Below are 22,142 nucleotides of genomic sequence, written 5' to 3'. Positions count from 1 at the left end.
TACGCACATTTTTGTCACCATGACTCTCCCATGAAAGACCTGGTTTCGCGCTGCCCCATCGAGGAAGTCATGCAGATACTGAGCGGCAGATGGCCGGCGCTCCTCATCTACTACCTCAAGGAAGGCACCAGACGCTTCAGCGACCTGCGCCGCGACAATCCGACCATCTCACATCGGATGCTGACGCTGGAGCTGCGCAAGCTGGAGTTGGCCGGGATCGTCCTGCGCACTGATTTCGCTGGCTATCCGCGGCGCGTGGAGTACGAGCTCACGCCTTCCGGCAGGACTCTCGTGCCGCTGCTTGACGCGCTGGGTGACTGGTGGGACGAGCATGGCGAGGCGTCCGAAGACGCCTCCTGAGCAGGCCTGCCAGCTTTCAAGCCGGGCTTATCCGCCCCGCTGCTTGCCGGTGCCGATCAAATCCAGCAAGCCATCCGACAAGGTCCCGCGCCAGACCAGGTAATCGTGCCCGCCCGCCACCTCGCGGTGCGTCACCAGATAGCCCTTGGCACGCAGCACGTCCCGCAGATGGCGGTTGGTCTCCAGGATGCCCGGCTGGCCGCCGCGTCCGGACTCGAACAGCCCCGCGCCGAGGAAGAAGCGCACCGGCAGCTTGCGCACCGCGACGAACTGCCGCGTCAGCCACTGATCCTCCTCGCCGGCCGGCGACCACCAATAGGAACCTGACTGACTGAGCACGTTGCCGAATACTTCGGGGTGGCGCAACGCCGCATAGGCCGACGCGAGCCCACCGTAGCTGGAACCGCCGATGACCGTACGCGCGGCAGGCGCGCTGATGCCTTGCTTGCGCGCCCACGGCATCAGCTCTTTCGCGAGAAAGTCCGCAAAGTCCGGATTGGGCGGCAACTCCTGGCTGCGGGACTCTGCCGTAGGGTTGTCGACAAGCAGCGCCGCTGTCGGGGGAATGACACCGGCGGCGATCATGTTATCCAGGATGGTGGGCGTGGGTACGCGGCCCAGATAGGCGCCGGCATCGAACAGCACCAGCACGTGATTGTCCGCCGCGCCAGGCTGCCAGCCAGCAGGACGGTACAGGTGGATCTTGCGCGTGTTGCGCATGAGATCGCTGCGCAGCTCCTTGGTCTCGACCGTTCCCTGCCGCACGTCCGCGCGGGGCTCGACCCAGGGCTGCGGCGGCGCGTCCGCCAGTTCCAGCATGGAATAGGTCTGGTACGCGTCGACGCCGCGCACGGGGTATGCCTTGGGATTGTGCGGATCGGCCTGCGCCGTGGCCAGGATCGCGCGGCGCCGCGCCATGCCGGAGCCCGGAAGCTCCGGCACATCCGGCGCCAGGCGATAGGATAGGCGCGTGGACCGGGGGACGACGAAGCTGGCATGCCAGACATCGGAATTGCCCAGGCGCGCCAACTGAGCATGGTCCGACGATGGCCCGCCGAACAGGCGCACATTGCGTTCGGCGCCACGCCACAGGAACGTGACGCGGTCATGCCTGGCGTCCACGGCCTCGACCAGCGGCGCGCCTCGCTGAGCCACCTCATCCCAAAAGGCATCCGTCGTGCCGCCAGCGGCCAGCGTCGCCGCCAGCGCGGCCAGGCGCGGGCTGTCGAACGCCGGCGCGGACGCACGTTGTTCCGCAAGGGGCAGGCGTTCCGTTACGGCCCAGCGGAACAGGCCCTGACCCTGCGCGCGAACGGTGTAGAGGCCGTCCTCCGGCGCCACCAGCATCAGGGCTCCGGCCGGCTTCTCGCCGTCGCTCAGCCGGCGCACGTGCTGCCCGGCGCTGTCCAGCAGATCCAGGGTCACGCCGGATTCCGCGGCCCAAGTGCCCGCGAGGAACTCTCCCTTCCGTAGCGAAATTCGTTCGTCCATATGGGCCTCGGGTGTGACGACGCCCTGCCTGGACTGCGCCGCGGCCATGCCCGGCGCCATGCCTATCATCGAAACCGCCAGCGCGGCCGACGACATCCAATCCCGCCATTCCAATCTGTTCTTGTTACGCATGTTCATCCGTTCGGTTGTTCACGGCCCGTTCGCAGCGGTCCGCTATCTTTCGCGCGCGGCGAGCCTTCTGGGCGCCCATGCGCTGTCAGCGTCGCCTCGTCCTATCCTGCGCGCGCTGGCCTTCGCCATCCAGGCAAATCCCAGCCCCGCCGCCAGGGCCGTCGCATCCACTGCCAGCGCCGCGGCCGACGTGTGCGCCCAAAGCCCGGAGGCGGGAAACAGCCCGCCTACGAGCGAGGTCGCGGGTATCGTCAGCGTCAAGGCTGCCGCGACCCATAGCAGATGCACCCCTGCCGCGGCGCCCCCGCGCAGGAATGCCCAGGCCAGGCTGACAAAGAACGCCACGTAGTACAGCGCCCGGAGCCAGGCATTCAGATCGCCTACGTACCCGCTCAACCATTTGGACGCGACCATCATCAACGAAATGCCACACACGCACCCCAGGCAGACGCCCACGGTCGCCGACGCCATCAGCCGCGTGTCCAAGCGTTGCACGGGAATCTCGCCCGTCTGCCGGTTGGCGCGCTTGCGACGGGTTTCTATCCACAGCAGGTTGCCGCTATAGAACAGCCATGCGCCCGCAAGTCCAAGCAGGAAATAGAGCCACTGCACTGCCGCGCCGCCGAAGGAAGCCATATGCAGCGCGAAGAAACTGCTGATCCAGAGGTTGGGCGCGTCCTGTCCGCCCGGCAGATAGTCGCGGTTGAGTACCTTCCCGCTGTAGGGATCGAGCGCCACGAAGCCGCCTCGCGCCCGCGGCGATACCGCACTGTCGTCCTTGCCCCAGACGCGTACGATGGCGCGCGGGCTGGTGACCTGTTGATACTGCAGCGTGTAAGGCTCGAAACCCGGCGCGAGATCGCGCGCCTGGGCCAGCAGTTCCGCGGGCGTCAGCATGTCTGCGGGATTGCGGGCCTCTCCAGCGGGCGCGCCGCCGCCCGACCGCTGGAAAACGGATTCCAGCTTGCCTTCGTACATGAGCTTGTCCTGCAGATCGTAGATTCCGTCGTGGAACGCGAACACGACGGAGCTAAGCGCCATGACGATGTGAAATGGCAGCGAAACAATGCCCACCACGTTATGCGCATCCAGCCACATGCGCTTCAGGTTCTTACCGACCCGCAAGGCGAAAAAGTCCTTGACCAGCGACGGCAGCAGCACGATCACTCCCGACACCAGGGCGATTGCATAGAGCGATGCGACGATGCCCATGAACCAGCGGTTGGGATCGCTGTCGACAGGCAGGCCCACCACGCGGTGAAGCACGTCGATGAACGACATCAGCCCGCTCGGCGCGGACTCCTCCAACCGCAGCTCGCCGCCCGCGCCCAGATAGGCGACATGGTGGCGGATCGACGATTCATCGTGATCGTCGGCCTGCCCGTCACGGACTTCCCAGGTCATGCGGGCCGGCACGTGTTCGGCGTCCTGCAGATGGATGCTGAACCCCTTGGCCACATCCGGCCGCGCTTGCAGGGTTCTGGCGATAAGGCCGGGCGTTTCTTCCAGCGGCACGGGCGCGACGACCGCGGGCGGCGTCGCCCAACGGGTAAGCGGCTCCTTGAATACGGTCAGCGCGCCGGCGTAGAAGGCGATGAACAGCGCCATTCCGGTCAGGATGCCCGTCCAGGTATGGACGGATTTGTAGATGCGTATGTAGTCGGCTCTCATGATCGCGGACTCCCTTCAGATCGCCTTGACGACTAGCAGTCCGCCGTAGAGCAGCACGCAGGCTCCGCCCAGCCAGATCCACGCGCGCAGGCCGCTGGCGAAAAAATAGACGGTGCTCGCGACGCCGAGCCAGACCGGCGGCACCAGCCACATGGCAAGCTGCGAACGCGTCGCCAATGGAATGCCGGCCGTCAAGGCGGCAAGCGCCGCGCTGGCGCCCATGGCCAGCGCGAAACCGAGCAATGCGCCCGCCAGGCTCTTCGAAATCCAGTCGCGCCGGATCGGCGCGCGCTTAACGGGCTTCATGCGTGTCGCTTCCGCGCAAGCCCGCCAGCACGCCCAGATACGGCATGAGGCTGAAGAACAGCATCAAGGCCGTGCAGAAAACGAACACGGCCGCGACGGCAGAGAATGCGCGCAGGCACCCCCAGCCGCCCAGCGCGAGCAGCAGAATGCCCGCGACGCGGGCGGACAGGACCGGCCAGGACGTGGCGGCCCATCGCTGATTGGGCGAGGCGCGATAGATACAGAAACTGCCCAGGAACAGGCTTGCCAGGCTGAAAAGAATCAGGACTTCCATGGTCACCTCTGAATGAATTGCCCGAGACCTGCCTGCCTATCCCTGCCCCGCATCGACTGTCCGGAACAGGGACCGACAAAACATCCCGTATTCAGAAACTGATGCTGGCGGAGGCGGTCACGGTGCGCGCCGGACCCAGCGTCACGATAGGCGTCGTGTCGCTGAAACTGCCGGCGTAATAGTGCTTGTCGAACACGTTGTTGACATTCAACCGGTACACCACGTCCCGGCCGTTGATCTGCGTGGCGTAGCGGGCGCCCAGATCCAGTTGGCCCCAGCCCGGAATCTGCAGCTTGTTGGCCGCATCGGCGTACTGGCTCGAAGTCGCCTGCACGCGCGCGCTCAGCGTCACGCCGGGCACCCACGGCGTATCCCATTCCAGCCCGGCATTGGCCTGCCAGCGCGGCGCGCCCACCGCGGTATTGCCGTCATAGCGGCCATACGAGGTCTTGACCTGAGTGCCTTGCGTGTAAGTGACGCCGCCCAGCACGCGCAAGCCCGCCGCCAACTCGCCGAAGGTATTCCACTCCACGCCGCGGACACGCTTCTCACCGCCGTCCGCGTACGTAGGCTTGGCCGTGGAGCCCTCCGTCACCAGCATGGGCTTGTCGATCTGGAAGACTGCCAGGGTATTGGTGAAGGTGCCGGCATTCCACTTGACGCCCAGCTCCTGCTGCTTGGTCTTGTACGGCGCGAACACCTGGCCATAGTTGCTGGCGCTGGTGTCCGTGACGCTATCGCCCTTGCTCAGGCCCTGCACGTAGTTGGCATACAGCGAAACGTCCGGTCCCCAGGGCTTGACGACGATGGCGACGGCCGGCGTCACGGCGTCCTCGTCATAGCGGGCCGTCGTCTTGCCGGTCTTGTCGAAGTTCGTCGTCTTCACGCGCTGGTTGCGCAGGCCGCCGGTCAGGAGCAGCTTGTCGTCGAAGAAGGACATGGTATCCACCAGCGCCAGGCTGGACAGCGTATTCTCCGCCGTCTTGGGCGCGCTGCCCGGCACCGCCGGCATGACCGGCGTGATCGGGTCGTAGATGTTCGACTTGAAGGTCGATGCCGTGCCGGTGGCCGACCCGTCCTCGAGCTTCAGCAAGGAGGCCTGGAGCACCAGCTCGTGCCGCACGCTGCCCGTGTTGAACCGCGTACGCAGCCCGCCTTCGGCCGAGGTGGCGTCGGTGTAGGCGCGCTGGCCGATGATGGAGCCGGTGAAATTGCCATTGGCGTCTATCTGCCGCGCGTGGGTGCCGTTGATCAGGCCCGATTGATGGCTGTCGCGCCTGCCCACACCTGCGAAGGCCGATACGCTGTCATTGAAGCGGTATTCAGCCCGCGCCATGACGGCGTTGCTCTGGATGCTGCCATAGCCGGTGCTGAACTGGTTGATGCGGGGATCGGGCGCGTCGGGCACGACGGAGCCGCCGAACCAGAACATGGCCGGCGTGCCGCCCGAAAACGACTCCTGGCTGTGGTAAGCGTCTATCGACGCGCTCAGGGCGCTGCCGCGATAGTCCAGGCCGGCGGACAGGAACTCGCGCTTTCTGGATTGGCCGTCCAGCGTGGTGGCGCCGTCGCTGAAGGAACCGTTGACGCGCGCGCCCCATTCATTGGCGGAGCCGAAACGGCGGCCGGCATCGATGGTCGTGCCCAGCTGGCCGTCGGCCTGCCAGTTCACGCCGAAGGTGGCATTGGGCGTGTCTTGCGCCCGCTTGGGCACCAGGTTGATCGTGCCGCCCACCGCACCGCTGGGCGCCATGCCGCTGAACAAGGCGTTCGGGCCTTTCAGCACTTCCACCCGCTCGACGAACTCCAGCGGCGTGCGCCCCATGGGCGCCAGGCCATACATGCCGTTGATCGCCACGTCGTTCTGGTTGACGTCGAAGCCGCGGATGCGGAAGTTCTCGTAGGCATGCCCGCTCGACGTCGTGAACCGCACGGAAGGATCGTTGGCCATCACGTCCGCCAACGTGCGCGCCTGCTGGTTCTGGATCAGCTCGGAGGTATAGCTGGTGACGTTGAATGGCGTGTCCATCACGTCCTGATTGCCCATCAGGCCCAGGCGCGCGCCCTGCGCCACCTGCCCGCCGGCATAGGGCGCGGGCAAGTCTTCCTCCGAGACCGAACCCGCGGTCACGGTGACGGGCTGCAGCGTCGTGGTTTGCGCCGCGGTCTGGGCGGCGGCGCTGGCGGGAAGAATCAAGGACAGCGCGACTGCCGGGCTAAAGCACTGGACGCACAGCGAGATAGTCAACTGAGTTTTCTTGGCCACAATTCATCTTTCCGATATCTAAATGCGAATGCTTATCAGATGAATTATATATTTAAGAGAGTGCTATTGACCAAGAAATCAGGAGTCCACAACCAGAATCCGCTCGAATTGGCACGCAATTCAATAAGAATCAAAGGCTTATATTTTTTTGATTGACATACCCAACGCAAATTCCGCGGCCTCGGTTTGGAAGTCGCCAGCCCGGGCGCGGTTGGCAGAAGCGACAACGCCATCCCGCCGTCCCCAAGAACAATCCGCGCCGGTAAACTGCGCCGTCATCTCGGCGCCGACAGGCCCGCCGAACGCTTATACAACCTGGAGAGCTACACAAGATGATCCGTCATCTGGTCCTTGCAGCATCGTTGGCCGTGGCAGGCAGCGCCGTGGCTGCCCCCTCTTTCAACTGCGCCAAAGCCGCGACTCCGGTCGAAAAAGCCATTTGCGCCCACCCGGCCCTGGCCGACCAGGATGCGGCCATCGCGCAGCAGTACAAGGCGGTGCGCGCCAAACTCGACGCCGAGGCGGTCAAATCGCTGACCGCCGACCAACGTTATTTCCTGGGCGTGCGGGACAGGATCTACGACGAGCCCTTTTCGGGCGGCACGCCGGTCAAGGAGATCGGCACCAGCATGCGCTACCGCCTGAATTTTCTGAAGTCCATCAATCCGCAGCCGCCTGCCCGTTTTGTCGGCAAGTGGAAGAACGTCGAAGGTGAAATTGAAATCACCCGCGGCGCCGACGGTCAACTGCTCGTGGCCGCCAATTCGGCCGAGCCCTACAGCGGCCGCTGGGTCTGCGATCTGAGCGGCAAGGCGGTCGCCGTAGGCGACAGCATCATCGTCACCTATCAGGACGGGCCGCCGTGGACGCTGGACCTGACGCGCCGGGGCGCGGTGCTGGTGGTGCGAGAAACGCCGCCCGCCGGAGTGGAGAAAGACGGCTTCGGTCCGCCGTTCTGCGGCATGAACGGCAGCCTGGCGGGAGACTGGTTCGCGGTGCGCTGATCAAAGGCATCCCGCAGCTGCACGCAAACTCGATGCGACTGCGTGGCGCCGGACACCACGATTACACCGATGACGCAGCCGTTCCGAGGGCTGCAGCCAGCAAATCGGCCAGGCCACGCCCGGCGCTGCCATCTTCATCAAGATGCGGATTGTAGATAGTGATCTCAAGGCCGACAGCCTTGCCGCTCGACAGGACAATCCGCAGCGCGGCCGTCAGCTCTTCCCACGACAAGCCGCCAGGCACGCGGAAATCGACGGCCGGCATGATGGCGTCGTCAAGACAGTCTGCGTCGACGTGGATAAAGAAACCGTCCAACTCTGCTCGCGTCAGATGATCGACTGCCTGGCGCGCAGCAGCCTCGATGCCCATCGAACGTACTGCGGGGAGATCAAGCGTCTTGAGCGCTTCAGGGAGCGGCTGGCTGCCGTACTCTTCCTGGTCCTCATGATCGCGATACGCGAACGCAACAGCGTCTTCAGGGCGGACCAAAGGCCCGCGCCCTTCGATGTCGGCCAATAGCGGCGGACCATGGCCGGTGACGAAGGCAAGATCCATAGAAGCGCCTTCGCCGTTGGGTTCCGCCTCAGGTTGGAAAAAGTCGGCGTTGCCGTCGATGAAGAGCAGGCCGTAACGGCCGCGCCTGCGCAACGCGAGCATGGAACCCAGCAGGATTGTGCAATCGCCGCCTAGCAGCACCGGAAACTCGCCCGCATCAAGCAACGCGCCCACCGCGTCGGCAAGCTTGGGCGACCACGCCGCAATGGCCTTGGCGTTCAGGGTGCCGGTCTCGGGATCGGGCGTCGGATTCTTGGGAGGCACGGCAAGTCGCCCGGCGCGGCGTGCATGGATGCGCTCAGCAAGGCCGTGGGCCAGGAGCTGATCAGGCAGACATTCCACACCGTCGGTCGCCAAGCCTAGCGTGGAAGGGGCTTCGAGGATTGCATAGGAGAGAGTCGGCATCAGCGCCTCCGGGGCGGCCATTCCGCAAAAAATATGATGCCAGACTACAAATTGCGGCGCGAAAGCTCAATCCGACACCGTATCTTCCGTTTCCCTACGGAGACGCGGGCGGCTCCCATGACCCGTGCGAGCCCTGGAGCAAGGCTCCTCAAGCCTGCGCGCGGCGCGGCAACCAGCGCCAGAACACGCCGGCCGCCACCAGCCCCAGCGTGCCAACACCGAACGATGCGCCGCCGAGCGACACCAGGGCGGTCAGCACCGACAGCGCCACGGGTCCGCCGCTCGAGCCAAGGTCGGCCATGAAACGCCAGATGCCAAGGAACTGCGTGCGCGCGCCCGCTGGGGCGGCGTCGGCGCCCAGTGTCATGACGATGCCCGATCCGATGCCGTTGCCGAAGCCCAACAGCGCCGACACCAGGATGAAGCTCGCCACCCCGTCGGTAAGCGGGATCGCCATCAGGCTCAGCCCCATCAGCAGCGTGCAAGGCAATGCCACCCACAAGCGGCCGCGCTGGTCCATCACCTTGCCCGCCGGATAGAACACCGACATGTCGACTGCGGCGACCAGCCCGTAGATGAGCGAAGTGGTGGCGGCGTCGAGGCCCAGATGGTCTGCCCACAGGGGAATCACCACCTGGCGCGACGCGCGCAGCGCGCTGATCAGCATCACGCCCACGCCGAGCGTGGCGTACACGCCGCGATGGTCGCGCGCAACCTCGCCCATGCGCGCGCGCGGCGCGCCCGCGCTCACGCCCGCCGAAGGCTCGATGTCGGGCGCCTTGATGGCGATGAGTCCTGCGCCGAGCATGGCGCAGATGGCAACCCAATAGGCGCCATCCAGCCCCACGAAATGAATCAAGGCCGCCCCCGCGAAAGGGCCGAAGAAAGTACCGATCCGCGTCGTTCCGCCGAGCGTGGACAGGGCGCGCGCCCTGTACACCAGCGGCACGACCTCAATCATGTAGCTCTGGCGCGCCAGCTGAAACACCGACTGCGCGCATCCCTGCATCAGCATCGCCAGCGCCAGCACCCAGAGGTTGGGCACGCCAATCACGAGCAGCAGGCCGACCACGCTCAACACCGCCGCGCCAGCCATGGCGCGCTTCTCGCCGAAGCGATGCGTAATCAGCGCGGACGGAATATTGGAAAACAGCGAGCCGACCCCGATGAGGGCGGCGATCAGGCCGGCGGTGGCTATCGACGCTCCTTGATCGCGCGCGGTGAGCGCGATCACGGGAAGAATGGCGCCGTTGCTGATGCCATAGAGCAGCGATGGGCCGAACGCCGGCACGGCGATCTGCTTCAGATTGAACGAATCGGGTTGCGACATGGCGGGAGAATGGGAGACCGGCCGCCAGTCCGCCGCCTTGCCGCGGGGCACGGGACCGGTCCGGCGGACATTGGCGCGGGATGCCGGAAGTGTAGCTGGCGCCCCTCGCGCCCGCCTGTCGGCCAGCTGACAGCCGCCGCGTCTCTCGCCAGCTGTTCAACGTCCGGCAGACACCGGCTTTCCCTTCCCGGCGAAGCAGGCCGCAACGCTTGACAATCCTTGACTGTTGAGTCCTGGCGATACATTGCAACACACTGTAATCTTTTTCCATACAAATTGTGTCGGCCGAGCATGCGCTCGACTGTGTACCGTTCCACGTATTCGCCTGTCCATGCCCGCAACCCTTCTTGAATGGTCCGTGCCTGCAGCGATCCTGATGTGCGCCATCGGACTCTGCGCTGCACGCTTCATCGGCTTCAATACGCTCCGGTGGGGCTGCGCCCTGGCCTGCCTGGGCGCAGGCTACGCCATCATGCTGGTGCAGGCCAGCGCACTTTCCCCATATAAACAGGTCGTCGAGGATGCTTTCATTCTGGGCGGCGTCATCCTCGCCTGTCGCGCCCTTCAGAGCCGCAGGCGCAGCCAAGTTTCCCCCTACTTCGATGCTGCGGTCCTGCTTGCCTCGACGGCGATGGTAGTTGTCTCGGTAGTGCTGTTTGCCAGTGCGAAGCTGGAAACGTTCTTCGTGCAAGCCTGTTGCGCGCTCGTGACCTGGCGGGCCACGCTGTCCTTCGCCAGGCATGCCGTGACTACGTCGGACAGGGTGCTCACCGCCGCGTTCCTCTTCATCTCCCTCGTGTTGACGGGCCAGTGCATCCTGTACATTGCCGCCCCGATTCCGCCGCTCTCGACGGGCGAATGGAGAACGTCGGTCTGGGGCATCCTGATCCAATACACCGGACTGCTCGGAAGCATAGTCCTGACCTTCGCGGTCTTCATCGCGACGAGCTACGACGCCATAGAGAAGTACCGTCGCCATGCCCATACCGACGCCTTGACGGGCCTGCTGAACCGCCAAGGACTCGATAGTCTGCTTGCCTCCGGAAGCGCATTCTCGGATGCGGCGACACCGACCGCGCTGATCATGGCCGACATCGACAACTTCAAGCGCATCAACGATGTCTTCGGCCATGCGTTTGGCGACATGGTGCTTGCCCGATTCGGCGCCCTGCTGAGGCCGCAAGCAGACACCCGCATCCATGCGGCCCGGCTGGGAGGAGAAGAATTCCTGCTGCTGCTGCCCACGGCAAGCCTGGAAAGCGCCACCGCAATCGCCGAAGAGATCCGTGCCAGTTTCGTGGCGCAGCGCTGGGCGCCACAGGTTCCAGATTCCCGCTTCACTGCAAGCATGGGAGTGACCCTCGTGCAGGCAGGAGAACCTTTCGCCAGCGCGTTGAAGCGGGCAGACGACCTGCTTTACGAGGCGAAGCGACAAGGACGGAACTGCACGGTTGCGGGTATGGCGCCGGCAGAGGCCGGGCATGGCCGCCACGCGCCTGGCGACAACGCAAACACTCAAGCGTGTTGCGCGCACAGGCATGATGCCGCCGGCGCGGCCCGCGCCGCCCGCAGAGATCCCGGCAGGGTTCAATGCGGCGGGCAGCGCGCCGCGCTCATAGCGTCATGACCGGCTCGTCTTCGATTCGAAAGAACAAGGCGCTCGGCCCCATGATGCCCGTTCCGTCGAGATACTCGAAGGCAACGCGCTGGCCCGGCGCGGCAGCTTGCCCTAAATGCTCGACCCGGTACATCACGCCCCCGATGCGATAGTTGTGAACCAGCGTGGAAATGTTCGAGTTGGTCGCGCGCACGCGATAGCTCACGACTTCCTCGACCAAGCCGCGTACCCCGAGCTTGTAGCGGGCCCGCTTCAGCCTGGGGCCGCGCACGCCCAGCGCGAATCCCGTGAGAACGAAGAATGCGGCCAGCAGGATCAAGGGCCCCAGGAACAGGCTGCCGACCAGCGGCGCCAGGGCGAGCACGTAGAAGAACTTGCGCAGGCTCAATTCTTCCTTGCGCACGGCCTCGCGGTCGGCATTGCTGACTTCCTCGACCGAATTCCAGGCCTGCGCGCTCATCGGGTACTCGGCCAGCAACAGCACGGGTGGCGCGTCGGGGTCCAGCGTCAGCAAGTGCAGGCGCACGGGTAGGTCCGTCAGCGCCACGGCCGTCACAGGCCGGAAACCTTCTCGAGTGTCCCTGGCGATCTCGTTCCAAAACGGCAGAGCTACGTCCACGCGCTGTTCGCCGAAGACGTAGCAGATGCCGGGACTCCCGGCCGGACCAAAACCGGTCAGGTGCCCGGAAACGATCTGCTTGGGTACACGCCCCTTCAACACCCGATTGAAGCGGCGCCAGGCTTGCGGCAGGCGCAGCAACCTGCGTCCAAGAAAGACCGCGAAGCAAGTCATCGCCACTGTGCACAACAGGATCACCACGCCGTCAGCGCCGCGGCGCAGGCTGCGATCGGACGCGCCAAGCACGACGAACATGATCGCGCTGCTCGCCAGCAGCAGGAACATCAGCCCCGCGAACACGGCCGTCAGGAATCTGCCGCGACGGCCACGGCGCAGCAGCACGATGTCCTCATCGGCCAGGGGTTCTTCCGTGACTTGCAGCATTGCGCTCATGCTACCCCGGCAGCTTGCGCTGCTTGCGCGCCGCGCGTTCGGCCAGCCGCTGCGCCATATCCTGCTGGCGCTGCAGCAGATCGGCTATCTGCTCGGCGTAGAGGTCGGTGAGGTCGCCGGCCAGCGGCTCCACTTCGGTCAAGTCATCGATCACCACGACGGTCCCCGTCTGATCCACGCCCCAGATCCGGCTGCCGTCGCCCACGATCTTCAGCACGGGCAGGATGCCGGGCAAACCGGCCTCGGCGAGCTGGCGCTGCTGCGCCGAGATGCTGGCCCATTCGGGCAATTCCGGCGCATCGACGCCCAACAGCACCAGGCCGCGCCAGAACGTCCAGGCGGGGCCGACCTCGAACTCCTTCGCGTGCGGCCAGACTTCCTCGCGCGCCATCACGCACAGGCCGTTGGTACGCTGGCAGAAGGCCGCAAACGCCGAAGGCAGCGGGAAGCCGACAGCGGCCTCCAGAGCGGCGATCGCCTCCGCATCGGGCGCGGGCGCGGCCACGACCTCGAAATGTTCAGTGTCCACGGGATCCAGGATTTCCCACATGCGTTGATGAAACTGTTCGGCGGTCATGGTCATGCAAGCATCCTGAAGCTAAGAAAAGTCCTGGTTCGCCGCGAAGGCGGGAGCCTGGAGGGCGCACCACTATATCCCTGTTTGCGGCGGACCTGCCGATGCGAACGTACGAGCCACGGCGTGCCCAGCGCCTTCAGTCCCGCCGGCCAAACAGCATCGTCAATCCGAACAGCGCTCCCAGCCCGCCAACGATAGCCAGCGACATCGACGGTTCGCGCAAGCTCAGCGCCATGACCGCCACTCCCGCCCCCAGCACGACGATCAACAAGCCCACCAGGCGTCCTGCGTTGGAACCATAGAAATGTGTGCGGCGCGCTGCCTGCGTACCGGCGGGCTGGCGCGTATGCCACGCCGCCAAGGCCTGCTCAAACTCGCGCAACAGACGTTCACGTGTGGGCCGGTCCACTGCACTGACCAGCAACGTCGGCAGGCCGGGGCGGACCAGCTTGAGATAATCGTCGGTGCCCCAGCGGGACAAATGGGCGAAGGCGACGGCAGAGCGGCGCGAAAACTCCAGCCCTTCGGACGTCACCTTGACGGTATTGCGTGTGGGAAAGCCCTTGAACGCCACCAGCGGCGGCACCAGCAACCCCAGCACCGCCAGCACAACCGCCAGAACAATCGGCCCACGGTTGAACACCACCAGCATGAAGCTGCCCGCCGCCAGGGCGAAGGCCAACGGCACCGACAACTGGTGCCATCGGGTATAGACCGAGACCTGAATCCCGTCGTTGCTAGTCATGTTTGAGCCAATTGCATGCCGACTTCTCCGTGAATGACGCACGTGTCACGATCAGAGTGTAATCATGCGCCTGTGCGGAACCTGACGCGACATTGCCTCCAAGCGCCAAGAGGCCGTAGTGGCTCAGATCAGGATTCGCAGATCCAGTCCGCAGGCCGGTCATCCGCCGCGAAGCGTACGGCCGGCCAATAGCCATCCATGAACCAGGTCGCGTCGCGCGGCGCCAGGTGCAGCACGTAGCCCCCGTCGGCCGCGACGATCAGGTCGGATGGCGTGAAGTGTTCCAGGAACGTCGCAGGGGGATCTTCGGGGTCGCCGCTGTCGCGTCCCGCCTGCCAGAGGAATTGCAACGCGGCGTCGCGGTGCGTCGCCAGCGCTTGAGCGATCGAGCGGGCCCGCGCCAGCAGCGGCGCCGCCGCCTGCGGATCGGCTGCCAGCAGCACCACGCGCAGCCGGCCTCCGTCGGCGGTCGCGCAGTCCAGCCAAGTCTCCTGGGCCGGCAGGTTGTCGTGGGTATAGGGCTGCATGGAAGGTCCGCCTATCGGCGTTGTCGCGCCTCGGCGCGACGCCGGCCGACGTGCATGATCGCCATGCCCGAGATCGCAAGAGCGGCGCCGATGAACAGATTCGCGGGCGTGGCTTCACCCAGCCAAAGGCTGGAGAACAGCACGCCGAACACGGGCACCAGCGTGATGTAGCCCGAGGCCGCGCCGGCGCCCAGCGCCTTCACGCCTTCGAAGTACCAGGCGTAAGCGATCGCGGTCGCCCCGAACGCCAAAGCCAGCAGGCTGCCCCAGGCGCTGGCCGGCGCCTGCCCCAGCTTCTGCCAGGCCGGCACGCCTTCCACGATCAGGCTGGTGAGCAGCAGCATCAGCGCGCCGATCACGGTGGTCACCGTGGTGGTGGTCAGGGCGTCCACGCCTTTGAGCACCAGCCGGCCGATCAGGGTGTAGGCCACCCAGCAGGCCACGCAACCGAGCAGCAGCAATTCGCCGATGCCTACGCCGGAGCCGGCAGCGGCTTGTGAAACCCCGCCGCCGATGGCGATGTACGCACCGATGGCCGACAGGACCATGCCGGCCAGGATGGCGGGGTTGAGATGTTCGCGGAACAGGATCGCCGCCAGCAACAGCGTCGCGCCGGGGTTCAGCGTCACCACGATCGCGGCCTTGCCGGCCGGCACCAGCTGCAGGCTCAACATGAAGAAGCTGGAGTAGCCGAAGACGCCCGCCAACGCGGCGGCGGCCAGGCCGAGCCATTGGTTGCGCGTCAGGGACTTCAGGCCGCGCAGCGCCGAGGCGCGATGCATCCACAGGACCAAGACCACGCTGGCAAACAGGAACCGCAGGCTGGCCGCGGCCAGTGGCGCCATGGACTGGGCGACGACCTTGCCCCAGGACCACGACGCGCCCCAGAGCGCTGCCATGCCGAGCAGGCGCAGGTGCGTGGCCATCAATGTATTTTTCATTTGTGCTTTGAATGTGAGCCGCGGCGGCCGCACGAAGCGACGGAGCAACCGCAACGCATCGAGGTTGGCCATCCCTGACGGCCGTCTATGCGCTGCGGGATTTTAGCTGGCAGCGGCGGCCGCGCAGGGCGAGATGCATCCGTCGAGCCGCTTTTGGCCCGCAATGGGCGGAATTCCGCCACGCCCCGCACGCGGCCTCGATCCACCCATTTGTTACAGACCTGGACTGGTTGGCGCAGGGCCGGAGGTGTCCGGCCCTACTTTGTGGTCTGCAAGCCATTCGATGGATATGCCTGCATCACGGGTGGCCATCCGTGCGTCTCTGCCTGACACGCCTGGCACCATGCATAAAGGGCGTCGTACATGACCATTCCATGGCCGAGCATGGCGTGGTCGTCGGTAAACAGGTGCGACAGCCCCAGCGACAGGGCGTACAACCCGCCTGATTCCGAGGTCAAGTCCAGCCGCGAGGTGTCGGCGCCCCGAACAATCCGGGCCAACCGATGCAGTGCCGGGTTTCCCGCCAACTGGAACTTCTCAAGAAATGCGTCGAAGCTGCATAGGTCGCCCACATGCGTCAGCTCGACGCCGGGAATGTCGTAGGGAATCGCTCCCGTTTCCCGGGCCACGCGCAACACGTCCCCTGGCGGTACGTAGAGCAACTCGGGCGCCGTATCGATGAAGCGGGCGATCAGCCACGGACACGCGATGCGGTCGATCTTGGGGCGTTCTCGGGTGATCCATTGCATGATGGGCTCCTTGAAGGAAGGCCTAGTGCATCAGCGGATAGACGACCAGGCCAATGAGCGCGGCGCCTGCGACGATGGCCGGTTCGGGCAACTTCTTGAACCGCAGCAACAGCCCGATGGTGATGACGGCCAACGCCAGGGTGGGCGCATCGACGATCGAACGCCGCGCAATCACGATGACGGCGCCGGCGATGGCGCCCACCGCCGCGGCCGTGACGCCATTGACGAAGGCAATGATGGCGGGCAGCTTGCCGTACTTCTTGAAGTACGGTGCCGGCAGAATAGTAAAGAGATAGCAGGGCAGAAAGGTTGCCGCCGCCGCCACGCTGGCGCCGGGCAGACCGGCCACCAGATAGCCGATGAAACCAACCGTGATGACCACGGGCCCGGGCGTGATCATCGCCACCGCCACGGCGTCGACGAACTGACCATCGTTCAGCCAATGGAACTGGGTGACGACGCTGCCGTACAGGAAGGGCACGATAGCCAGGCCCGAGCCAAAGACAAACGCGCCGGCCTTGGCGAAGAAGATAGCGATCTGCGTCAATAGCGGCCAGTCGATGGCGGCCAGCGGACTGCCGGCCGCGGGTAGCGATACGGCGGCAAGCGCCGGCAGATTGCCGGATTTCAGCCATAGGGGCGGCGCGCGCCGGAGCCAGTTGATGACGCCAGCCACCAGGAACAGCCAAGCGACTTCCGACTCCGTGATGACGGTAACGGCGGCGAGCGTCAGGTAGATCGCCCACAGCAGCTTGTCCTTGCCGACATTCTTGGTGGTGAGCTTATAGCCGCTGATGGCAATGATGCCAATCACGGCCGCGCCCACGCCGTAGAACACGGCCTGCATCCAGACCAGCCCGCCAAAGCGCACATAGGCCCAGCCCAGGGCGACGACCATCAGGAAGGACGGAAGTACGAACGCGATGCCCACCAGCGTGGCGCCGAGGACGCGGTAATGCACGTAGCCAAGGTAGATGGCGAGTTGCGCGGCCAGCGGACCGGGCGCAAGTTGAGCCAGGGCCAGGCCCTCCTTGTAGTCAGCCTCCCCGATCCAGCCCCGTCGTTCCACCAGGTCGCGGTGCATGTAGCCTGCCAACGCGACCGGGCCGCCAAAGCCCAGCGAGCCCAGGCGGACGAAATACCAGAGCAGTTGCCAGAGGGCGTAACGCGGCGGGGCAATGGCGTTTTGCGCGGTAGGGTCTTGGATCGAAGTCGTCATGGCAGGCGCCTTGAAGACAGATAGTTCAGAAAGCTCAGGCTTTGCGGCCGCCGGAAAAATGGGCGTACAGCGAATCCAGCATTGCGCCGGCTTCGGCCAGCAACGTATCGTCATCGGACCAGCGTTTGCGCGCGCCAGCCAGCATGGCTTCGAAGCCGGCGGCCTCTGGAGGCGCGGCGCCGCCCACGTCAAGCGCGTGCACCAGTGCTGCGAGGCGGGCGAGGCCACGGTTTTCTTCCAGGCCAAAGCTGGCGAGCAGAACCTCGAACGACACCCTGTCGCCCACGTGCGTGAAGGTGGCGCCGTCAAAATCAAAGCCCAGGGCATCGGCGGGGCACTCCGCCGGGTTCTCCAGCCATAGAAAGCGCGCGGACGGATCAATGAAGCGCTGGATCAGCCACGCACAGGCGACCCGGTCGACCCAGATATGGCGCCGGGTCGCCCAGAGTCGACCTTGATGGCGCATGGGATCGCGGCGCGCGATGCCGCCTTCGGCGGCGCGGGGTTCGCCAGGCGATTGCAGGGATTCGATGGCATTGGCGAAATCGCGCTGCTGTGTCTGAGCGCGCAGCGATGTTTCAGACGGGAAGAAATCGATCTGGCGCAACGCCTGGTAGCTGCGCTCGAAACGGCGCAGCAGGCGGTTCAGTTCCGCCACGTTCAAAGCGTCCAGCGTCTGACGCGCCTGGGCCAGCTCCGCCAGCCAGGCATCGTAGTCGGCCGAGCGATCGAAAAGGGCCTGGAACGCGGCGGATTCGTCCTTGTCCTGGGGCTGGACCCCCAGCAGCCAAGCCTGGCCGCCTTCCTCGTTCGTTTCTGCGGCCAAATCGGCCAATCGGGACGCCTGCCCAGCGTGCGCCGGCAGTAGATAGGCTCCATCGCGTAAGGCGGCGCAGCCCAGGATCTTGAGCTTGCGCCAGATGCGCATGCGCGCCGTGGCTCCGCCGGTGGGCAGGCTGACGATCAGCAGAAGCCAGGAGGGTGTGAGCGAGGAGTCCATGGAGAGCAGAGTAAGAAAACGTCGTGATCGCTGCAATCATGTAGAGATCGCTACGGCAGTTTTTTGATTTCCCGATTAGCTTCGTGGTTTCTTCCACAACATCCCCCCGGGGGGGATATGATCCATGCATGAACAGACCCGATCCTCATCATCATCACGACGCCGTGGCCAAACGCCTCAAGCGGGCCGAAGGGCATTTGCGCAGCATTCTGTCGATGATGGAAGAACACCGTCCCTGCCTTGAGTTGGCTCAACAGCTGTACGCGGTCGAGCGTGCCATTTCCCAAGCCAAGAAGATCCTCATTCAGGACCATATCGACCACTGCCTGCAGGATGCGGTGGGAGAGCTGAACGAGGACAGGCAGCGCACGATCGACGAATTCAAAGAAATCACCAAGTATCTCTAAGCGCACTATCCATGTTGTCTTTTTCCGATCTGATCGCCCAGGGCGCGTCGCACGCCTGGCTGTTTATTCCCAGCGCCATTCTGCTGGGCGCTCTGCACGGGCTGGAGCCCGGCCATTCCAAGACGATGATGGCGGCATTCATCGTCGCGATCCGGGGATCGGTGTGGCAGGCGGTGCTGCTGGGCATCACCGCGACCATTTCGCACACCTTTATCGTGTGGGGGATCGGTCTGGGAGGAATGTATCTCTGGCGCGGGGTCGACGCGGAAGAGCTGGAGCCTTATTTTCAACTGGCGTCCGGGGTCATCATCGTGCTGATCGCGGCCTGGATGTTCTGGCGGACCTGGCGCGATCAGCATGGCGCGGGCCACGCCCATCATCACCATGACCATGATCACGGCCACGGGCATGAGGCTCATTCCCATGGCGCGGAGCGGCACGAGATCGATACCGGACACGGTCTGGTCGCGCTGGAGGTGTTCGAGGACGGCGTTGCGCCGCGCTGGAGACTCACCAGCCTGCGGGGCGGGAATTGGCAAGCGCAGGACGTTTCCGTGACGACAGAGAGGGTCGACGGTGCGCGCCACGCGTTCCGTTTCGCGCAGAAGGACGGCTATCTGGAGTCGGTTGAAGACATTCCCGAACCGCACGAGTTCATGGCCCGCCTGACCCTGGGGCACGGCGGGCATGTCCACAGCTATGACATCGCGTTCATGGAGCCGGATGAGCACCGGCATGACCACCTCCACGAAGAGCTGCGAGGCCTGGAGGTCGCGGGCGAGGGATACCAGGATGCACACCAGCTCGCGCATGCCAATGACATCCGCCGGCGCTTCACGAACCGGAACGTGACCAACTGGCAGATCGCCCTGTTTGGTCTGACCGGCGGACTGATCCCCTGCCCGGCGGCGATCACCGTGCTCTTGTTGTGCCTGCAGCTAAAGGAGTTCACACTGGGTGCCGTGCTGGTGCTGTGCTTCTCGATCGGACTGGCCGTCACGCTGGTGACGGTTGGAGCCGTCGCGGCGCTGAGCGTGCGCCAGGTCAACAAGCGCGCGCCATGGTTCAGCGCTGTGGCCCAGCGAGCTCCTTATCTCTCCAGCCTGCTGATCATCGCCGTGGGCATCTATGTGGGAATGAACGGATGGCTGGGCCTCCCCGCCAGATGACGCGCCGGCCGGGAGCTGCGGAGCAGGACCCGAAGGACAACGCGCAGCGTGCGTCCGGCGCCAGGGTGAAACGCCATGAGATCGAAGACGAATACACAAGACGCGTCGGACGGTACGGGCGGCAGGAAACGGACGCCTTGGCGGGAGATCCCGCCCGGGGTGTGGGCGCTGGGGTGCGTCAGTCTGCTGATGGATATCTCCTCGGAGATGATTCACGCGCTGCTGCCGGCCTATCTCGTCACCGTGCTGGGCACCTCCGTGCTGACGGTCGGCGTGCTCGAGGGGATCGCCGAGGCGACGGCGTCCGTTACCAAGATCTTTTCCGGGGCGCTTAGCGACTGGCTCGGCAAGCGCAAGCTCCTGGCGGCGATCGGCTACGGGCTGGCGGCCTTGACCAAGCCGGTCTTCCCTCTGGCTTCGTCCGTTGAATGGCTGTTCGCGGCGCGCTTCATCGACCGGGTCGGCAAGGGTATCCGAGGCGCGCCGCGCGACGCGCTCGTCGCCGACCTGTCTCCCCCCCGCTTGCGCGGCGCCAGCTTCGGCCTGCGGCAGTCGCTGGATACCGTCGGCGCCTTCCTGGGACCGCTGCTGGCCATCGGTCTCATGTGGCTGACAGCGGATCACTTCCAAGCCGTGTTCTGGGTTGCCGTTGTGCCGGCCTTCCTGTCGGTGGCGCTGATCGTAGTCGGGGTGAGCGAGCCTGAACGCTCCCCGGCGCTCCGGCAGGTGCGAATGCCGCTACACCCCGACGAGCTGCGCCGCCTGGGCGCGGGCTTCTGGTATGTGGTCGCCGTGGCGGCGGTGTTCACGCTCGCGCGCTTCAGCGAAGCCTTTCTCATCCTGCGGGCGCAATCGGCCGGGGTATCGCTGACACTGGTCCCGCTGGTACTGGTGATCATGAGCCTTGTGTACTCAGTCTCAGCCTATCCGGTGGGAATCCTGTCCGATCACATGAACCGGCCCACGGTACTCGCCATCGGCCTGGCTGTGCTGGTGCTGGCAGATCTGGTCCTGGCCTGGTCGAGCGGCATCGCCGGGGTCGCTGCCGGCGTCGCGCTCTGGGGCTTGCACATGGGCTTCACCCAGGGCCTGCTGACGACACTGGTCGCCGATGTCGCGCCGCCAGAGCTGCGCGGCACCGCGTTCGGCGTCTTCAACCTGATCACAGGCGTTACCGTGCTCGTGGCGAGCGTCCTTGCCGGAGCGCTGTGGGACATGGGCGGTCCTCAAGCCACGTTCCTGGCCGGCGCGGGTTTCGCCTTGCTGGCGCTGGCTGGCTTGTGGGGGTTACGCGGCCGGCTGGTTGAAAAACCTCGGTATGTCGATGGATGAACATCCATGTACAAGCTTGGCGAAGCGCGAAGCGATGGTCCTAATGCCGGGTCCTTCGCGCCCGTCAAAGACTCCTCAGGAAATCGACGAGCGCCTTGTTGACTGCCTCGGTGGCTTCCTGTTGCAACCAATGCCCCGCACCGGAAATGACTTCAGCAGCGCGCAGTTGGGGAACGAGGGCCGGCATGGCCGCGATGATCTGGTCCATGCCGGGAATCGCCAGGCCAGTATCCCTTTCCCCTACGAGATAAAGCGCAGGCACATCCACCGTCTTTCCCTCGAAGGCCCCCTGCAGCGCCCAATTGCGGTCCAGATTCCGGTAATAGTTAAGGCCGCCACGAAACCCGCTGGCTGTGTAGCTTTGTACAAAGGCAGCCAGATCCGACGGAGTAAGCCAGGCCGGCAAGGTCTGGGGGACCGGCAGCGAATCGAGCAGGCCACGGCCAGCGGCTACCATGCCAAACGGATTGGGCGTAGCGGGGTCGTCGCGCGGCCCGGCGTCGCCCGATGCCGCGAAGTAGATGGCGCGAAGGGTTGCGCTGATGTCGCGCTCGAACTCCTCTTCAGCAATTCCCGGCTCGTTGAAGTAATGCGTGTAAAACGCGGCGGACTCGGTCTTGGGGAAGAGGCGGCTGGGCGCAGCCGGCGCTCTGCGCATCATGGGAACGCCCAGGGCGACGACGGCCCGGAAGCGGTCCGGACGCAGTTGGGCTGCCTGCCATGCGATGCTGGCCCCCCAATCGCTCCCCACGATCACCGCGTCATCGGCCCCCTCGCTTTCGATAAGCGCGACAAGATCGCCAATGACATCCAAGGTCGTGAACGCCGCCACATCCGCCGGGCTGTCGCTGGCGCCATAACCGCGCAAATCCGGGGCCACGGCGCGGAATCCCGCCCGGGCCAGAACAGGAAGCTGGTGGCGCCAGGCATAGGCGGTCTCCGGGAAACCGTGGCACAGCAAGACGAGGGGGCCTACGCCCTGGGCCGTGACATTGAGCGTGATGCCGTTGACGGTCACAGCGCGTGTTTCAAGGTCGGTCATCGGGGAAGC

The 22,142-nt window shown here is 65.2% G+C and carries 22 protein-coding genes; 6 read left to right on the top strand and 16 right to left on the bottom strand.

Annotated elements, in window-relative coordinates; all coding sequences use genetic code 11:
• Positions 1-30: 30 nt before the first annotated feature.
• Positions 31-360, top strand: coding sequence for a winged helix-turn-helix transcriptional regulator (locus IAG39_RS05030; RefSeq protein ID WP_059371427.1), 330 nt, complete (start codon positions 31-33; stop codon positions 358-360).
• 27 nt (positions 361-387) lie between these two features.
• Here the strand turns inward: IAG39_RS05030 and fes are convergent, their stop codons facing one another.
• The 5 genes from fes to IAG39_RS05005 form a co-directional block, all read right to left on the bottom strand.
• Positions 388-1,983, bottom strand: coding sequence for an enterochelin esterase (gene fes / locus IAG39_RS05025; RefSeq protein ID WP_223283266.1), 1,596 nt, complete (start codon positions 1,981-1,983; stop codon positions 388-390).
• 42 nt (positions 1,984-2,025) lie between these two features.
• Entirely contained in the window at positions 2,026-3,654 is a 1,629-nt protein-coding gene (locus IAG39_RS05020; protein ID WP_118931328.1) for a PepSY-associated TM helix domain-containing protein, read from the bottom strand.
• 15 nt (positions 3,655-3,669) lie between these two features.
• Positions 3,670-3,960 carry a hypothetical protein gene (locus IAG39_RS05015; protein WP_118931329.1) on the bottom strand — a complete coding sequence of 97 codons (291 nt, stop codon included), beginning with the start codon at positions 3,958-3,960 and terminating at the stop codon, positions 3,670-3,672.
• Positions 3,947-4,234 (bottom strand): hypothetical protein, encoded by a 288-nt coding sequence (locus IAG39_RS05010; RefSeq protein WP_118931330.1) that lies wholly within the window; start codon positions 4,232-4,234, stop codon positions 3,947-3,949. Before IAG39_RS05010 ends, IAG39_RS05015 begins: the two co-directional genes overlap by 14 nt.
• Before the next feature lie 91 nt (positions 4,235-4,325).
• A complete protein-coding gene (locus IAG39_RS05005) occupies positions 4,326-6,500 on the bottom strand; it encodes a TonB-dependent receptor (protein WP_118931331.1) in 2,175 nt (724 codons plus the stop codon).
• A 332-nt stretch (positions 6,501-6,832) separates the two neighbouring features.
• Between IAG39_RS05005 and IAG39_RS05000 the strand changes: the two genes are divergently transcribed.
• Positions 6,833-7,504 (top strand): lysozyme inhibitor LprI family protein, encoded by a 672-nt coding sequence (locus IAG39_RS05000; protein ID WP_118931332.1) that lies wholly within the window; start codon positions 6,833-6,835, stop codon positions 7,502-7,504.
• A 61-nt stretch (positions 7,505-7,565) separates the two neighbouring features.
• On the opposite strand, the gene IAG39_RS04995 is transcribed toward IAG39_RS05000, so the two are convergent.
• Positions 7,566-8,465 carry an arginase family protein gene (locus tag IAG39_RS04995; protein ID WP_118931426.1) on the bottom strand — a complete coding sequence of 300 codons (900 nt, stop codon included), beginning with the start codon at positions 8,463-8,465 and terminating at the stop codon, positions 7,566-7,568.
• Positions 8,466-8,613: 148 nt separating this feature from the next.
• Entirely contained in the window at positions 8,614-9,795 is a 1,182-nt protein-coding gene (locus tag IAG39_RS04990) for an MFS transporter (protein WP_059371420.1), read from the bottom strand.
• Between the two features lie 358 nt (positions 9,796-10,153).
• On the opposite strand from IAG39_RS04990, the gene IAG39_RS04985 reads away from it, so the two are divergent.
• Entirely contained in the window at positions 10,154-11,422 is a 1,269-nt protein-coding gene (locus IAG39_RS04985; protein ID WP_240633175.1) for a GGDEF domain-containing protein, read from the top strand.
• On the opposite strand, the gene IAG39_RS04980 is transcribed toward IAG39_RS04985, so the two are convergent.
• The 8 genes from IAG39_RS04980 to IAG39_RS04945 all read right to left on the bottom strand — a co-directional run bounded on the left by IAG39_RS04980 (position 11,409) and on the right by IAG39_RS04945 (position 18,183).
• Positions 11,409-12,425, bottom strand: coding sequence for a hypothetical protein (locus IAG39_RS04980; protein ID WP_118931333.1), 1,017 nt, complete (start codon positions 12,423-12,425; stop codon positions 11,409-11,411). The two genes, IAG39_RS04985 and IAG39_RS04980, sit on opposite strands and share 14 nt — an antisense overlap.
• Before the next feature lies 1 nt (position 12,426).
• Positions 12,427-13,008 carry an SMI1/KNR4 family protein gene (locus IAG39_RS04975; protein WP_118931334.1) on the bottom strand — a complete coding sequence of 194 codons (582 nt, stop codon included), beginning with the start codon at positions 13,006-13,008 and terminating at the stop codon, positions 12,427-12,429.
• Positions 13,009-13,138: 130 nt separating this feature from the next.
• The gene (locus tag IAG39_RS04970) at positions 13,139-13,747 is read right to left on the bottom strand and encodes a hypothetical protein (protein ID WP_059371416.1); all 609 of its coding nucleotides are present in this window, start codon (positions 13,745-13,747) and stop codon (positions 13,139-13,141) included.
• A 128-nt stretch (positions 13,748-13,875) separates the two neighbouring features.
• Positions 13,876-14,274, bottom strand: coding sequence for a hypothetical protein (locus tag IAG39_RS04965; protein ID WP_118931335.1), 399 nt, complete (start codon positions 14,272-14,274; stop codon positions 13,876-13,878).
• Between the two features lie 11 nt (positions 14,275-14,285).
• Positions 14,286-15,215 (bottom strand): DMT family transporter, encoded by a 930-nt coding sequence (locus IAG39_RS04960; protein WP_059371414.1) that lies wholly within the window; start codon positions 15,213-15,215, stop codon positions 14,286-14,288.
• Positions 15,216-15,472: 257 nt separating this feature from the next.
• A complete protein-coding gene (locus tag IAG39_RS04955; protein ID WP_118931337.1) occupies positions 15,473-15,964 on the bottom strand; it encodes a chromate resistance protein ChrB domain-containing protein in 492 nt (163 codons plus the stop codon).
• 22 nt (positions 15,965-15,986) lie between these two features.
• Complete coding sequence (locus tag IAG39_RS04950; protein WP_118931338.1) at positions 15,987-17,183, bottom strand: chromate transporter; 1,197 nt, start codon at positions 17,181-17,183, stop codon at positions 15,987-15,989.
• 34 nt (positions 17,184-17,217) lie between these two features.
• The gene (locus IAG39_RS04945) at positions 17,218-18,183 is read right to left on the bottom strand and encodes a chromate resistance protein ChrB domain-containing protein (RefSeq protein ID WP_118931339.1); all 966 of its coding nucleotides are present in this window, start codon (positions 18,181-18,183) and stop codon (positions 17,218-17,220) included.
• A gap of 128 nt (positions 18,184-18,311) precedes the next feature.
• On the opposite strand from IAG39_RS04945, the gene IAG39_RS04940 reads away from it, so the two are divergent.
• The 3 genes from IAG39_RS04940 to IAG39_RS04930 all read left to right on the top strand — a co-directional run bounded on the left by IAG39_RS04940 (position 18,312) and on the right by IAG39_RS04930 (position 21,091).
• On the top strand, positions 18,312-18,590 hold the full coding sequence (locus IAG39_RS04940) for a metal-sensing transcriptional repressor (RefSeq protein ID WP_059371413.1): 279 nt from the start codon (positions 18,312-18,314) through the stop codon (positions 18,588-18,590).
• 11 nt (positions 18,591-18,601) lie between these two features.
• Positions 18,602-19,759 carry a nickel/cobalt efflux transporter gene (locus tag IAG39_RS04935; RefSeq protein ID WP_118931340.1) on the top strand — a complete coding sequence of 386 codons (1,158 nt, stop codon included), beginning with the start codon at positions 18,602-18,604 and terminating at the stop codon, positions 19,757-19,759.
• 189 nt (positions 19,760-19,948) lie between these two features.
• Positions 19,949-21,091 (top strand): MFS transporter, encoded by a 1,143-nt coding sequence (locus tag IAG39_RS04930; protein ID WP_240633177.1) that lies wholly within the window; start codon positions 19,949-19,951, stop codon positions 21,089-21,091.
• A gap of 64 nt (positions 21,092-21,155) precedes the next feature.
• Here the strand turns inward: IAG39_RS04930 and IAG39_RS04925 are convergent, their stop codons facing one another.
• Positions 21,156-22,133, bottom strand: a complete 978-nt coding sequence (locus tag IAG39_RS04925; protein ID WP_118931342.1) for an alpha/beta fold hydrolase — start codon at positions 22,131-22,133, stop codon at positions 21,156-21,158.
• Positions 22,134-22,142: the final 9 nt, after the last annotated feature.

The organism is Achromobacter xylosoxidans (assembly GCF_014490035.1).
Taxonomy (GTDB): domain Bacteria; phylum Pseudomonadota; class Gammaproteobacteria; order Burkholderiales; family Burkholderiaceae_B; genus Achromobacter; species Achromobacter bronchisepticus_A.
This window is presented reverse-complemented; position numbering and strand designations above follow the sequence as displayed.

What these genes read in the sequence shown, in the direction of transcription:
- IAG39_RS05030 (WP_059371427.1), top strand. Translation starts at nt 31, where the DNA reads ATGAAAGACCTGGTTTCGCGCTGCCCCATCGAGGAAGTCATGCAGATA.
- fes (WP_223283266.1), bottom strand. Translation starts at nt 1,983, where the DNA reads ATGCGTAACAAGAACAGATTGGAATGGCGGGATTGGATGTCGTCGGCC.
- IAG39_RS05020 (WP_118931328.1), bottom strand. Translation starts at nt 3,654, where the DNA reads ATGAGAGCCGACTACATACGCATCTACAAATCCGTCCATACCTGGACG.
- IAG39_RS05015 (WP_118931329.1), bottom strand. Translation starts at nt 3,960, where the DNA reads ATGAAGCCCGTTAAGCGCGCGCCGATCCGGCGCGACTGGATTTCGAAG.
- IAG39_RS05010 (WP_118931330.1), bottom strand. Translation starts at nt 4,234, where the DNA reads ATGGAAGTCCTGATTCTTTTCAGCCTGGCAAGCCTGTTCCTGGGCAGT.
- IAG39_RS05000 (WP_118931332.1), top strand. Translation starts at nt 6,833, where the DNA reads ATGATCCGTCATCTGGTCCTTGCAGCATCGTTGGCCGTGGCAGGCAGC.
- IAG39_RS04995 (WP_118931426.1), bottom strand. Translation starts at nt 8,465, where the DNA reads ATGCCGACTCTCTCCTATGCAATCCTCGAAGCCCCTTCCACGCTAGGC.
- IAG39_RS04990 (WP_059371420.1), bottom strand. Translation starts at nt 9,795, where the DNA reads ATGTCGCAACCCGATTCGTTCAATCTGAAGCAGATCGCCGTGCCGGCG.
- IAG39_RS04980 (WP_118931333.1), bottom strand. Translation starts at nt 12,425, where the DNA reads ATGAGCGCAATGCTGCAAGTCACGGAAGAACCCCTGGCCGATGAGGAC.
- IAG39_RS04975 (WP_118931334.1), bottom strand. Translation starts at nt 13,008, where the DNA reads ATGACCATGACCGCCGAACAGTTTCATCAACGCATGTGGGAAATCCTG.
- IAG39_RS04970 (WP_059371416.1), bottom strand. Translation starts at nt 13,747, where the DNA reads ATGACTAGCAACGACGGGATTCAGGTCTCGGTCTATACCCGATGGCAC.
- IAG39_RS04965 (WP_118931335.1), bottom strand. Translation starts at nt 14,274, where the DNA reads ATGCAGCCCTATACCCACGACAACCTGCCGGCCCAGGAGACTTGGCTG.
- IAG39_RS04960 (WP_059371414.1), bottom strand. Translation starts at nt 15,215, where the DNA reads ATGAAAAATACATTGATGGCCACGCACCTGCGCCTGCTCGGCATGGCA.
- IAG39_RS04955 (WP_118931337.1), bottom strand. Translation starts at nt 15,964, where the DNA reads ATGCAATGGATCACCCGAGAACGCCCCAAGATCGACCGCATCGCGTGT.
- IAG39_RS04950 (WP_118931338.1), bottom strand. Translation starts at nt 17,183, where the DNA reads ATGACGACTTCGATCCAAGACCCTACCGCGCAAAACGCCATTGCCCCG.
- IAG39_RS04945 (WP_118931339.1), bottom strand. Translation starts at nt 18,183, where the DNA reads ATGGACTCCTCGCTCACACCCTCCTGGCTTCTGCTGATCGTCAGCCTG.
- IAG39_RS04940 (WP_059371413.1), top strand. Translation starts at nt 18,312, where the DNA reads ATGAACAGACCCGATCCTCATCATCATCACGACGCCGTGGCCAAACGC.
- IAG39_RS04935 (WP_118931340.1), top strand. Translation starts at nt 18,602, where the DNA reads ATGTTGTCTTTTTCCGATCTGATCGCCCAGGGCGCGTCGCACGCCTGG.
- IAG39_RS04930 (WP_240633177.1), top strand. Translation starts at nt 19,949, where the DNA reads ATGGATATCTCCTCGGAGATGATTCACGCGCTGCTGCCGGCCTATCTC.
- IAG39_RS04925 (WP_118931342.1), bottom strand. Translation starts at nt 22,133, where the DNA reads ATGACCGACCTTGAAACACGCGCTGTGACCGTCAACGGCATCACGCTC.